A 12498-nucleotide genomic window follows, 5' to 3' on the forward strand; every position below is an offset into this window, starting at 1 on the left:
CTCATCCCAGTTGCGCCAGCGCCTGGCGGAAGGCCGGCGGCAGGTTGTTGCCAAAGCGGACCTTGCCGTCCGCCTGGGTGAAGATGCCCATGTTCGCCAGCCATTGCTCGAACTCCGGCGCCGGTTTCAGGCCCAGGGTCTGGCGCGCGTAGAGCGCGTCGTGGAACGAGGTGGTCTGGTAGTTGAGCATGATGTCGTCGGAGCCGGGGATGCCCATGATGAAGTTGATCCCGGCTACACCGAGCAACGTCAGCAGGGTGTCCATGTCATCCTGGTCGGCTTCGGCATGGTTGGTGTAGCAGATGTCGCAGCCCATCGGCACGCCGAGCAACTTGCCGCAGAAGTGGTCTTCGAGGCCGGCGCGGATGATTTGTTTGCCGTTGTAGAGGTATTCCGGGCCGATGAAGCCGACCACGGTGTTCACCAGAAACGGCTTGAAATGCCGCGCCACGGCGTAGGCCCGGGTTTCGCAGGTCTGCTGATCGACACCGTGATGGGCGTTGGCCGACAGCGCGCTGCCCTGACCGGTCTCGAAATACATCAGGTTTTGCCCGAGAGTGCCGCGATTGAGGCTCAGCCCCGCGTCATAACCTTCCTGCAAGACGTTGAGGTTGATGCCGAAACTGGCATTGGCCGCTTCGGTGCCGGCGATTGACTGGAACACCAGATCCAGCGGCACGCCACGGTTGATCGCCTCGATCGAGGTGGTGACGTGGGTCAGCACGCAAGCCTGGGTCGGGATGTCGTAGCGCTGGATGATCGCGTCGAGCATTTCCAGCATCGCGCAGATCGAGGCGATGCTGTCGGTGGCCGGGTTGATGCCGATCATCGCGTCGCCGTTGCCGTACAGCAGGCCGTCGAGAATGCTCGCGGCGATGCCGGATGGCTCGTCGGTCGGATGGTTGGGTTGCAGGCGGGTCGACAGGCGCCCGCGCAGGCCAAGGGTGCCGCGAAATCGGGTGACCACGCGGATCTTCTGCGCCACCAGCACCAGATCCTGCACGCGCATGATCTTCGACACGGCGGCGACCATTTCCGGGGTCAGGCCGGGGGCAAGACTGCGCAGGCTGGTTTCGTCGGCGGCATCGCTGAGCAGCCAGTCGCGAAAAGCGCCGACGGTGAGGTGGCTGACCACCGCGAAGGCTTGTTTGTCGTGGGTGTCGATGATCAGCCGAGTGACTTCATCGGACTCGTAGGGGATCAGTGCTTCCTGCAGGAAATGCGTCAGCGGGATGTCGGCCAGCGCCATTTGCGCAGCCACGCGTTCGCCGTCATTGAGCGCGGCGACGCCGGCCAGGAAGTCTCCGGAACGCGCCGGGCTGGCCTTGGCCATGACGTCCTTGAGGCTGTCGAAGCGATAGGTCTGGGCGCCGACGGAATGGGCAAATGCGGCCATGGTGCGGTGTCCTCCAGTAATTACTGCAATCTGCTTTTGTGTAGGCCTTCGCCTGTTCGCGATGCAGGCAACTCGGTGCAACAGTCATACCGCGCTGATGCCATCGCGAGCAGGCGAAGGCCTGCAGGTATTGTGTGCACTTCTATAAAGCGGGCACCGGGCGACGAGCCCGGTGCCGGTGCAACTAGATACCTTCGAGCATAGCGTCTGCCGGGGCTTCGGCGCGTTGCTTGGCGGTCAGCTGGAAGTACAGATAGCCAGCGGCCATGAAGCCCAGGAACACACAGCCGATCAGCGTGTTGAACCACGCCATCGCCACCAGGCACACCACGGCCAGGAACAGCGCAATTGCCGGCACTACCGGATAGCCCGGGGCGCGGAAGGTGCGTTCCAGGTTCGGTTCGGTTTTGCGCAGTTTGAACAGGCTGAGCATGCTGATGATGTACATCACGATCGCGCCGAACACCGACATGGTGATCATCGCGGCGGTCAGGGTCATGCCCTGCAGATTGACCAGACCATCGCTGTAGATCGCCGCAATGCCGATCACGCCGCCGGCCAGAATTGCCCGGTGCGGGGTCTGAAAGCGCGACAGCTTGGCCAGGCTTTTCGGCAGGTAACCGGCGCGGGCGAGGGCGAAGAATTGGCGCGAATAGCCGAGGATGATCCCGTGGAAACTCGCCACCAGGCCGAACAGGCCGATCCACACCAGCATGTGCATCCACGTCGAGTTGTTGCCGACCACGGCTTTCATCGCTTGTGGCAGTGGGTCGTTGATGTTCGACAGTTGCCGCCAGTCGCCGACCCCACCAGCCATCACCATCACACCGATGGCGAGGAACACCAGGGTCAGAATGCCGCTGACGTAAGCCCTGGGAATCGTGCGTTTCGGGTCCTTGGCTTCCTCGGCCGCCATGGCTGCGCCTTCGATGGCGAGGAAAAACCAGATCGCGAACGGGATCGCCGCGAAGATCCCGGGGATCGAGCCCAGGGTGAACTCGTTGGAACCCGACCAGCCGTTGAGTACGAAGTTGCTGAAGCTGAAGCCCGGCGCGACCACGCCCATGAACACCAGCAACTCGGCGACGGCCAGCACGGTGACCACCAGTTCAAAGGTCGCAGCGATGCTGACGCCGAGGATGTTCAGGGTCATGAACACAAAGTACGCGCCGACGGCGGCGATCTTCGGGTCAAGCTCCGGGTACTGCACATTGAGGTAGGCGCCAATGGCCATGGCAATGGCCGGTGGTGCAAAGACGAACTCGATCAGCGTGGCGATGCCGGCGATCAACCCGCCTTTCTCGCCGAATGCCCGGCGGCTGTAGGCAAACGGCCCACCGGCGTGGGGAATCGCGGTGGTCAGTTCGGTGAAACTGAAGATGAAGCAGGTGTACATGGTCGCGACCATCAGCGCCGTGACCAGAAATCCGAGGGTGCCGGCGGTGCCCCAGCCGTAACTCCAGCCGAAGTATTCGCCGGAAATCACCAGGCCGACGGCAATGCCCCACAGATGCAGGGTGCCGAGTGTGGGTTTGAGCTGTGTGGTGGAAGTCATAAGTCCTCTCTGTTTTTTATTGTTTGATCTGTTGGACTTTCGGGTGCGGTGGTGGGGTGGATGGATGCTGTTCACGCAGCGGCCGTTTCGTGAAAGACCTGAATGACGGGTACGCAAGGGCCGTGCCAGAGCGGCCAGGCCTTGTGTTGTGTCATTGAGGACGCCATCGCTGGCAAGCCAGTTCCCACAGGTTTCTGTGGTGTACCCATTATCGAGATCTGCAGAGATCCCTGTGGGAGCTGGCTTGCCAGCGATAGCTATTTGGAGGGCAACACTGAAACATCAGTGTTGCCCCGGGTTTTTAGAAGAAGCCCAGCGGATTGATGTCGTAGCTCACCAGCAGGTTTTTGGTCTGCTGATAGTGATCGAGCATCATCTTGTGGGTTTCACGGCCGACGCCGGACTTCTTGTACCCGCCGAACGCGGCGTGCGCCGGGTACAGGTGGTAGCAGTTGGTCCACACGCGACCGGCCTTGATCGCCCGGCCCATGCGGTAGGCGCGGTTGATGTCGCGGGTCCACAGGCCGGCGCCGAGGCCGAACTCGGTGTCGTTGGCAATCGCCAGGGCTTCGGCTTCGTCCTTGAAGGTGGTGATGCTCACCACCGGGCCGAAGATTTCTTCCTGGAACACGCGCATCTTGTTGGTGCCCTTGAGCAGGGTCGGCTGGATGTAATAGCCGGTCGCCAGACTGCCCTCGAGTTTTTCCACCTTGCCGCCGGTCAGCAGTTCGGCGCCTTCGCCCTTGGCGATTTCCAGGTACGACAGGATCTTGTCGAACTGCTGCTCGGACGCCTGGGCGCCGACCATGGTGTCGGTGTCCAGCGGGTCGCCACGCTTGATCTGGCTGACTTTCTTCATCACCGCCTGCATGAATTCGTCGTAGATCGACTCCTGCACCAGTGCGCGCGACGGGCAGGTGCACACCTCGCCCTGGTTGAAGAACGCCAGCACCAGACCTTCGGCCGCTTTCTCGATGAAGCTCGGCTCGGCCTGCATGATGTCTTCGAAGAAGATGTTCGGCGACTTGCCACCCAGTTCCACGGTGGACGGAATGATGTTCTCGGCTGCGCACTTCATGATGTGCGAGCCGACCGGGGTCGAGCCGGTGAAGGCGATCTTGGCGATGCGTTTGCTGGTGGCCAGTGCTTCGCCGGCTTCTTTGCCGAAACCCTGCACCACGTTGAGCACGCCCGGTGGCAGCAGATCACCGATCAGCTCCATCAGCACGCAGATGCCCAGCGGGGTTTGCTCGGCAGGCTTGAGCACCACGCAGTTGCCGGCGGCGAGTGCCGGGGCGAGTTTCCACGCGGCCATCAGCAGCGGGAAGTTCCACGGGATGATCTGGCCGACTACGCCTAGCGGTTCATGGATGTGATAGGCCACGGTGTTGCCGTCGATTTCGGCAGCGCTGCCTTCCTGAGCGCGCAGGCACCCGGCGAAGTAGCGGAAATGGTCGGCGGCCAGCGGGATATCGGCGTTCAGGGTTTCGCGGATGGCTTTGCCGTTGTCCCAGGTTTCGGTGATCGCCAGCAGCTCGAGGTTTTCTTCGATGCGGTCGGCGATTTTCAGCAGGATCAGCGAGCGCGCCTGCACGGAGGTCGCGCCCCACGCGTCGGCAGCGGCGTGGGCGGCGTCCAGTGCCTTGTCGATGTCTTCGGCAGTGGAGCGGGGGAATTCGGCAATCGGTTGGCCATTCACTGGCGAGGTATTGGTGAAGTACTGACCTTTGACAGGCGCGACGAACTCGCCGCCGATGTAGTTACCGTACTTGCTCTTGAACGAGACTTTGGCGCCTTCAGTACCGGGGTGAGCGTAACGCATGATGATGTTCTCCTTGGCTTTGTACTTATTAGAGAAACGCGCAAGTGCGCTTGCTATAAGCGTAGAGCAAAGGCCGGGCCACTGCCGTGCAGGTCAGGCAAATCAAGGCCTTGCGTGTTTTATGTCGGACGGGCGGGCGGTGCCTGTGATGGTTTCGGTACAGAGGGGGTGACAGTGTGTACCGCTTTTGGCACAGCCGGTGACCGAGCGGTCTCGCCAGCATTGCAATGCGCCGATGGCTGGAGGATGCTGACTGCAAATCGCCCAGATGCCAGCCAATAAACAGGCGGCACTGATCTCGGGGAGAATAATAAGAAATGCACGACAACCATTTGAGTCGCCATGCCCAACAGGTGCTCACCGTGACCCAGGGCAAACCGCACCTGCACGGGCCCGGTGCCGATCCGTCGATTGCCCGCTCGTGGCTGCGTTGTCTTGAGGACTATCACCTCGACCCGGCCCTGGCCATGGCGCCCACCGTGCTTGAACACGGCCGGGTCCTCGAAAGTCGCGAGCGTCTGCAGCAGGTGTTGCAGATTGCCGGCAATGAAATGAGCAGCCTGCATCAACAACTGTCCGGCGCCGGCCACGCGGTGCTGCTGACCGACGCGCGCGGGGTGATCCTCAACTGCGTCACTGCGCCCGCCGAACGCAAGATTTTCGAACGCGCCGGCCTCTGGCTTGGCGCCGACTGGAGCGAAGCCTGCGAAGGCACCAACGGCATCGGCACCTGCCTGGTCGAGCGCCAGGCGCTGACCATTCACCAGGACGAACACTTTCGCGGCCGCCACACCGGCCTGACCTGCTCGGCGAGCCCGGTATTCGACCCACACGGCGAATTGCTGGCGGTGCTCGACGTGTCCTCGGCGCGCCACGATGTCTCGCGGCAGAGCCAGTTCCACACCATGGCACTGGTCAACCTGTCAGCGAAGATGATCGAGAGCTGCTATTTCCTGCGCTGTTTCGATAACCAATGGTTGCTGCGCTTTCACTTGCAGGCCGAATCCGTAGGACTGTTCAGCGAAGGTCTGCTGGCGTTTGACGGGGAAGGGCGGATCAGTGCAGTCAACCAGAGTGCGCTGAACCTGCTGGGGCATATTCGCGGTGGTCTGCTGGGCAAACCGGTGGAAGCGTTTTTCGATTGTTCGCTGGATGAACTGCTGGGTCGCGCCAGCGCCAATGCCAGCGCCAGTTGGCCGCTGCGCACTCGCGATGGGCGGTATCTGTTTGCCTTGCTGCGTGGCGAATCGCGCAAACCGCTGCCGATCACCCCGGCCCCGGTCGTGGTCAAGGCTCAACCCCTGGCGGGTATTTGCCTCGGTGACGCGGCGCTGCAAGCCGATTTCCGCAAGGCGCTGCGGGTGTTCGAGCGCGACGTGCCGCTGCTGATCAATGGTGAAACCGGCTCCGGCAAGGAAGCCTTCGCCAAGGCTGTGCATCAGGCCAGTCAGCGCGCAGGCAAAGCCTTCGTCGCCCTCAATTGCGCGGCGATTCCCGAGAGCCTGATCGAGAGCGAACTGTTCGGCTATCGCGGCGGCAGTTTCACCGGCGCGCGCAAGGATGGCATGCGCGGCAAGTTGCAGCAGGCCGACGGCGGCACGCTGTTTCTCGATGAGATCGGCGACATGCCGCTGGCCTTGCAGACGCGTTTGTTGCGGGTGCTGGAAGACCGGCAAGTGGTGCCGATCGGTGGTGAACCGGAAGCGGTCAACGTGCGGATCATCAGCGCCACGCACCGCAATCTGCTGGAGCGGGTCGAAGACGGCAGCTTCCGCGAAGACTTGTATTACCGGCTCAACGGCCTCGAAGTCGCGCTGCCGGCGTTACGCGTGCGCAGCGATAAATCGCAGCTGCTGGATTTCCTGCTGGCCGAAGAGGCGGGCGGCGAAACGATCCTGATCGACGAGCCGGCGCGCCAAGCGTTGCTGGCCTTCAACTGGCCGGGCAACGTGCGCCAGTTGCGCAATGTGCTGCGCACGCTGGCGGCGTTGTGTGATGAAGGGCGTATCGGGCTGGAGGATTTGCCGGTGGTGATTCGGCAGGGGCGGCCAGCGATTTCGCCAGCCGAGTCGGGTGAGCATCCGCTGGAAGACGCCGAGCGGTTAGCCTTGCTCGCAGTTCTTGAACAAGCGCGGTGGCACATGACTCGCACCGCTGAGCAACTGGGCGTTAGCCGCAATACGCTTTACAGAAAGCTGCGTAAGCATGGGATTGAGCGGCGGGTCAGTTAAAAGCCCCTCACCCTAACCCTCTCCCGGAGGGAGAGGGGACTGATCGGGGTGTTTTGGCGATCTACGCCGACCTGAACTATCGAGCCGAACTCAATCTTTGAACGCCACGTAGATCGGCTCCTTGTCCTCGGGATAGGGGGCTGGTCGGGGTGTTTTGGCGATCTGCGCCGACCTGAATTATCGAGCCGAACTCAATCTTTGCACGCCACGTAGATCGGCTCCTTCTCCTCGGGAGAGGGGGCTTGTCGGGGTGTTTTGGCGATCTATGCCGACCTGAATTATCGAGCCGAACTCAATCTTTGAACGCCACGTAAATCGGCTCCCTCTTCCTCGGAAGAGGGGACTGACTGGGGTGTTTTGGCGATCTGCGCCGACCTGAATTATCGAGCCGAACTCAATCTTTGAACGCCACATAGATCGGCTCCTTCTCCTCGGGAGAGGGGGCTGGTCGGGGTGTTTTGGCGATCTGCGCCGACCTGAATTATCGAGCCGAACTCAATCTTTGCACGCCACGTAGATCGGCTCCCTCTCCCTCGGGAGAGGGCTGGGGTGAGGGGGGACAATCTTCAGTCGAGCCCAAATGCCAGGCCAACCAGCCCCGCTCCTCACCTAAAGAGTGCGATTTCCCCCTCCCTACGCTAACCTGCGGCCATGTTTTACGAGGTCGACTATGCACATTCATATTCTGGGTATCTGCGGGACTTTCATGGGCTCGATGGCTGTGCTGGCCAAAGAGCTGGGCCATCACGTGACCGGCTCCGATGCCAACGTCTATCCGCCGATGAGCACGCAGCTTGAAGCGCAAGGCATTCAACTGACGCAAGGCTATGACCCGGCCCAACTCGATCCGGCACCGGATCTGGTGGTGATCGGCAACGCCATGTCCCGCGGCAACCCGGCGGTGGAATATGTGCTGAACAAAGGCCTGCCGTACGTCTCCGGTCCGCAGTGGCTGGCTGATCACGTGCTGCAAGGTCGCTGGGTCTTGGCGGTTGCCGGTACGCACGGCAAAACCACAACCAGCAGCATGCTCGCCTGGGTCCTGGAACACGCCGGCATGAGCCCGGGTTTCCTGATCGGTGGCGTGCCGCAAAACTTCTCGGTGTCGGCCCGCCTGGGCGGTACGCCGTTCTTCGTGATCGAGGCCGACGAGTACGACAGCGCCTTCTTCGACAAACGTTCGAAATTCGTCCACTACCGCCCGCGCACCGCGATCCTCAATAACCTTGAGTTCGATCACGCGGACATCTTCCCGGATCTTGCGGCGATCGAGCGGCAGTTCCACCATTTGGTGCGAACCATTCCGAGCGAAGGCCTGGTCATCCACCCGACCACCGAACCGGCCTTGCAGCGCGTGATCGAAATGGGTTGCTGGACCCCGGTGCAGACCACCGGCGCCGGCGGTCAGTGGCAGGTCAAACTGCTCAGCGAAGACGGCTCGGCGTTCGAAGTGATGTTCGAAGGCGTGCCTCAGGGCACCGTCGAATGGGAGCTGACCGGTCAGCACAACGTCGCCAACGCCTTGGCTGCATTGGCAGCGGCGCGCCATGTCGGTGTGGTGCCGTCGATGGGCATCGCCGGCCTGAGCGCGTTCAAGAACGTCAAACGCCGCATGGAGAAAGTCGCCGAGGTGCGCGGCATCACCATCTATGACGATTTCGCCCACCACCCAACCGCCATCGCCACCACTCTCGACGGTCTGCGCAAGCGCATCGGCGACGCACCGCTGATCGCGATCATCGAGCCGCGCTCCAACTCGATGAAGCTCGGCGCGCACCGTGACGGTCTGCCTGACAGCGTGGTCGATGCCGATCAGGTGATCTGGTACGCCCCGGCCAACCTGGGTTGGGATCTGGCGGGCACCGCCGCACTGTGCACGGTGCCGTCGATTGTCAGCGATTCCCTCGAAGGCATCATCGAACGTGTGAAGAGCCAGGCCCAGCCCGGCACTCACGTGGTGATCATGAGCAACGGCGGCTTCGGCGGCCTGCACGGCAAACTCGCCGAGGCGCTGAAATGAACACTCTTTCCCAGGATGGCGGCCCGGAACGCATCACGCTGGCCATGACCGGCGCCTCTGGCGCGCAGTACGGTTTGCGCCTGCTCGATTGCCTGGTGCGCGAAGATCGCGAGGTGCACTTCCTGATCTCCAAGGCCGCGCAACTGGTGATGGCCACCGAGACCGATGTCACGCTGCCACCCAAGCCGCAGATGATGCAGGCGTTCCTCACCGAATATACCGGCGCGGCTGCCGGGCAGATTCGCGTGTATGGCAAGGAAGACTGGATGTCGCCGGTGGCCTCGGGCTCTGGCGCACCGGCGGCGATGGTGGTGGTGCCGTGTTCCACCGGTACGCTGTCGGCGATTGCCACGGGCGCCTGCAACAACCTGATCGAGCGCGCTGCCGATGTCACATTGAAAGAGCGTCGCCAGTTGATTCTGGTGCCGCGCGAGGCGCCGTATTCGAGCATTCATCTGGAGCACATGCTCAAGCTGTCGAACATGGGCGTAACCATTCTTCCTGCGTCGCCGGGCTTCTACCACCAGCCGCAGACCATCGACGACCTGATCGATTTCGTCGTCGCACGGATTCTCAATCTGTTGGGCATTCCGCAGGACATGCTGCCGCGTTGGGGTGAGCATCATCTGAGCAGCGATGAATAAGCTGCTGGCAGTTGTGCTGGCGCTGCAACTGGCCGGGTGCGCCACTGTGCGCACGCTGGATGCGGCCAAACCGGGCGCGCCGGTGGTGTATTCCGGCACGCGCCTGGATTTGTACGCGCTGAATGGCGGGTGTTGTGCGATGGATCGCTTCGGCGCTGAGGCGCCGAGTTATCCGGGGGTGGACCTGCCGGCAAGTGCGTTGCTCGATACGTTGTTGTTACCGTTGTCGTTGCTCACCGTGATCGGTGTGAGTTTTCAGGCGACTGGCGGATTGTAGGGGAGTGCTGCGCACTCCATCGCCAGCCTGCTGGCGATAGCGATTTCAGGTTATTTGCCCAATTTGCGCAGTTCATCCGACTCGATCACCCGCACCCCATCCTGCTCTTCCAGCGCCAGGCGCCACATCGCCCGGGCCAGCTGGCAGGCTTCGATGCCGCGGTATTTGCCTGGAATCAGTTTGGAAAACGGCGCGGCGAGTTGTTCGCCCAGGCGCGGTTCGGCGCGATCACCCAGTAACAGCGATGGCCGGCAAATGGTCAGTTGTGGCCAGTCTTGCGCACGCAACGCCTGCTCCATTTCACCTTTGACCCGGTTATAGAACACCGACGATTTCGGATCCGCGCCAATCGCGCTGATCACGATCAGGTGCCGCGCACCCATCTCCCGCGCGCGTTTGGCGAACGCCACGACCATGTCCAGATCTACCGCGCGAAACGCTGCTTCAGAGCCGGCCTGTTTGATGGTGGTGCCGAGGCAGCAATAGGCGATGTCGACGCGGCCACTGAGTTGCGGCAGAAACGCCTGCGGATCGCCCACCGGGTTTTCCAGGTGTGGATGTTCGGCCAAGGGTCGACGGGAAGGGGCGAGCACACGTGAAATCGTTGGCTCGTTGAGCAAACGGTCGAGTAGATGTTCACCGGTCAAACCGGTGGCTCCGGCAAGCAATACGTGCTGAGGCGTCAAGTACATGGTGTCTCTCCCTTGATACTGTTCAGCTTAGTTGCTCTTTGTAGCTCCGTCGTTCAACGCAGCACTTTGCAATGCTTTTCTTGCTTGCTGTTTGCGCAGCAGTTGCCAGTGTGACAGCACGGCTTTCGGCGCCCAGATCTGCGGTTCCGAGGCTTCGAAATTGTCCGCCAGTTCGCGCTCGGCGACGGTGGCCCTGGCGAGTTTGAAGGCTTGCTCCAGATCGTCGGTCTGGTTCAGCGCCTGGGCGAACAGCGCGTCGCCGAAGTAGGTGAAGTTGGCTTCTTCCGAGCAGCCGAAGGACACCCGGTCGGCGCGCGACGCGGTCATGATCAGCGTGTGTTCGTCCTTGAGGGCGGGAATGAAACCGCCGGAGTAACACGACGAGATCACGATGATCTTGTCGCGGTTTTTCAGCGGTGCCAGCACGGCGGCGAGTTCGTCGGCGGGCAGGTCGGCCAGCTCCATGCGCGGCTGGTCGAGCACCAGTTCATGCTCGGCGGTGCCGTGGCTGGTCAGGTAGATGAACAGCAAGTCTTCCGGGCCGCTGCGTTCGGCCAGTGCCTGCGCGGCGCGGCGCAGGTTCTCGCGGGTGGCCATCGGTCGGTCGCCGAGATGGTCGCGGTGGTTGACCAGGCGGATCTGGCCGTAGGCGCCGAAACGGGTGTTGAGCATGTTGGCCACGTAGTCTGATTCGCGCAGAAACACGCTTTGCTTGCCATCGCCGCCGAGGGTCAACGTGTACAACTCGACCGCTGGGGTCGAGGCGGGGATGGCGGCCAGCGCGTCATCGAGCAGACGTCCCTGGGCGAGCAAGCCGAGTTCAAGGGTATCGGGCAGCAACTTGCCATCGGCATCGCGCACGCGCTGGCCGTTGATCCAGGTGCCGCTCATCACGGTGCCATCGGTGAGCACCAGGGTGCCACGTCCCGCATAGCTGTCGTTGTCGAAGCCGCCGATGTAGAAACTGCCGTCGGACAGGTTCAAGCGCCCCTGACCACTGAAGCGCCAGTCGCTGAACGCGCCGATGTAGTGGCTGCCGTCGGCACCGATCAGTTCGCCCTTGCCGGTCAGCGCGCCTTCCTTGAACTGGCCGAGCCAGACATCGCCCTCAGCGTTTTCGTAACGACCTTTGCCGTGCAGTTGATTGTTCTTGAAGCCGCCGACATAGATGTCGCCGTCGGCACTGTTGAAGGTGCCATTGCCCTCCAGCTGACCATTGACGAAGTGGCCACTGAACGAATTGCCGCTGGCATCGCCGCGCTGGCCTTCGCCGTTGGGCTTGCCGTGGGCGAACTGGCCTTGATAGGAACTGCCGTCGTCCATTTCCAGGCGGCCGAGCCCCGAATATTGATCGGCCTTGAACTCGCCACGGTAGGTCATGGCGTTTTCTTTCAGCGTACCTTCGCCGTCGCGCCGGCCCTGTTTGAAACCGCCGGTGTAGCTGCTGGCATTGGTGGTCAGGCTGCCCTGGCCGTCGAACAATCCCTGCTGGAACTGACCGCGATAAACCTCGCCATTGCTGCCGTGCCATTCGCCCTGGCCATGCCACTGGCCCTTGTCGAACTGCCCGGCGTACCAACTACCGTTGGGATAGTCGACGCGGCCCTGACCTTGCAGCAAGCCATCGACCAGCTCACCGCGATAGCGCCCGCCGTCCGGCAGACGCGCATCCGGCGGCAACAGCGATTCGCCGTCGCCGCAAGCGGCCAGCAACAGAGTCAAGGCAAGGGGGGCAAGAGTCGCGAGTGAGCGCATAGCGGGATCCGGGCAATTAGGCGACCGAGTATGCCGCAGCTGTGTGACCTAATGCAGCCGGTAAAACAGTGTTGACGCGAAACAGCGTGCGCTGCTTCGCATCCAG

The 12498-nt window shown here is 62.1% G+C and carries 9 protein-coding genes; 4 read left to right on the forward strand and 5 right to left on the reverse strand.

Features of this window, described 5'->3' with window-relative positions; genetic code table 11:
* Position 1: 1 nt before the first annotated feature.
* The 3 genes from K5Y35_RS11045 to K5Y35_RS11055 form a co-directional block, all read right to left on the reverse strand.
* Positions 2 to 1396 (reverse strand): ethanolamine ammonia-lyase subunit EutB, encoded by a 1395-nt coding sequence (locus K5Y35_RS11045; RefSeq protein ID WP_222834221.1) that lies wholly within the window; start codon positions 1394 to 1396, stop codon positions 2 to 4.
* A gap of 184 nt (positions 1397 to 1580) precedes the next feature.
* Positions 1581 to 2951 (reverse strand): ethanolamine permease, encoded by a 1371-nt coding sequence (gene eat / locus K5Y35_RS11050; protein WP_123463795.1) that lies wholly within the window; start codon positions 2949 to 2951, stop codon positions 1581 to 1583.
* A 301-nt stretch (positions 2952 to 3252) separates the two neighbouring features.
* A complete protein-coding gene (locus K5Y35_RS11055) occupies positions 3253 to 4773 on the reverse strand; it encodes an aldehyde dehydrogenase family protein (protein ID WP_123448265.1) in 1521 nt (506 codons plus the stop codon).
* Positions 4774 to 5090: 317 nt separating this feature from the next.
* Here K5Y35_RS11055 and K5Y35_RS11060 point away from each other — a divergent pair, with 317 nt between their 5' ends.
* The 4 genes from K5Y35_RS11060 to K5Y35_RS11075 all read left to right on the forward strand — a co-directional run bounded on the left by K5Y35_RS11060 (position 5091) and on the right by K5Y35_RS11075 (position 9945).
* Complete coding sequence (locus K5Y35_RS11060; protein ID WP_222834222.1) at positions 5091 to 7004, forward strand: sigma-54-dependent Fis family transcriptional regulator; 1914 nt, start codon at positions 5091 to 5093, stop codon at positions 7002 to 7004.
* A 670-nt stretch (positions 7005 to 7674) separates the two neighbouring features.
* The gene (gene mpl / locus K5Y35_RS11065; protein ID WP_128613636.1) at positions 7675 to 9024 is read left to right on the forward strand and encodes a UDP-N-acetylmuramate:L-alanyl-gamma-D-glutamyl-meso-diaminopimelate ligase; all 1350 of its coding nucleotides are present in this window, start codon (positions 7675 to 7677) and stop codon (positions 9022 to 9024) included.
* Complete coding sequence (gene ubiX / locus K5Y35_RS11070) at positions 9021 to 9668, forward strand: flavin prenyltransferase UbiX (RefSeq protein WP_102354554.1); 648 nt, start codon at positions 9021 to 9023, stop codon at positions 9666 to 9668. Before mpl ends, ubiX begins: the two co-directional genes overlap by 4 nt.
* Positions 9661 to 9945, forward strand: coding sequence for a YceK/YidQ family lipoprotein (locus K5Y35_RS11075; RefSeq protein ID WP_222834223.1), 285 nt, complete (start codon positions 9661 to 9663; stop codon positions 9943 to 9945). The genes ubiX and K5Y35_RS11075 overlap by 8 nt, the downstream gene beginning before the upstream one ends.
* Before the next feature lie 50 nt (positions 9946 to 9995).
* Here the strand turns inward: K5Y35_RS11075 and K5Y35_RS11080 are convergent, their stop codons facing one another.
* Positions 9996 to 10637, reverse strand: a complete 642-nt coding sequence (locus K5Y35_RS11080; protein ID WP_123463805.1) for an oxidoreductase — start codon at positions 10635 to 10637, stop codon at positions 9996 to 9998.
* Between the two features lie 27 nt (positions 10638 to 10664).
* A complete protein-coding gene (locus tag K5Y35_RS11085; RefSeq protein ID WP_222834224.1) occupies positions 10665 to 12392 on the reverse strand; it encodes a C13 family peptidase in 1728 nt (575 codons plus the stop codon).
* Positions 12393 to 12498: the final 106 nt, after the last annotated feature.

Source organism: Pseudomonas sp. SC3(2021), from assembly GCF_019856535.1.
GTDB classification, from domain to species: domain Bacteria; phylum Pseudomonadota; class Gammaproteobacteria; order Pseudomonadales; family Pseudomonadaceae; genus Aquipseudomonas; species Aquipseudomonas monsensis.

Excerpts from the sequence above, each read along its gene's own strand:
- K5Y35_RS11045 (WP_222834221.1), bottom strand. The coding sequence starts at position 1,396 with ATGGCCGCATTTGCCCATTCCGTCGGCGCCCAGACCTATCGCTTCGAC.
- eat (WP_123463795.1), bottom strand. The coding sequence starts at position 2,951 with ATGACTTCCACCACACAGCTCAAACCCACACTCGGCACCCTGCATCTG.
- K5Y35_RS11055 (WP_123448265.1), bottom strand. The coding sequence starts at position 4,773 with ATGCGTTACGCTCACCCCGGTACTGAAGGCGCCAAAGTCTCGTTCAAG.
- K5Y35_RS11060 (WP_222834222.1), top strand. The coding sequence starts at position 5,091 with ATGCACGACAACCATTTGAGTCGCCATGCCCAACAGGTGCTCACCGTG.
- mpl (WP_128613636.1), top strand. The coding sequence starts at position 7,675 with ATGCACATTCATATTCTGGGTATCTGCGGGACTTTCATGGGCTCGATG.
- ubiX (WP_102354554.1), top strand. The coding sequence starts at position 9,021 with ATGAACACTCTTTCCCAGGATGGCGGCCCGGAACGCATCACGCTGGCC.
- K5Y35_RS11075 (WP_222834223.1), top strand. The coding sequence starts at position 9,661 with ATGAATAAGCTGCTGGCAGTTGTGCTGGCGCTGCAACTGGCCGGGTGC.
- K5Y35_RS11080 (WP_123463805.1), bottom strand. The coding sequence starts at position 10,637 with ATGTACTTGACGCCTCAGCACGTATTGCTTGCCGGAGCCACCGGTTTG.
- K5Y35_RS11085 (WP_222834224.1), bottom strand. The coding sequence starts at position 12,392 with ATGCGCTCACTCGCGACTCTTGCCCCCCTTGCCTTGACTCTGTTGCTG.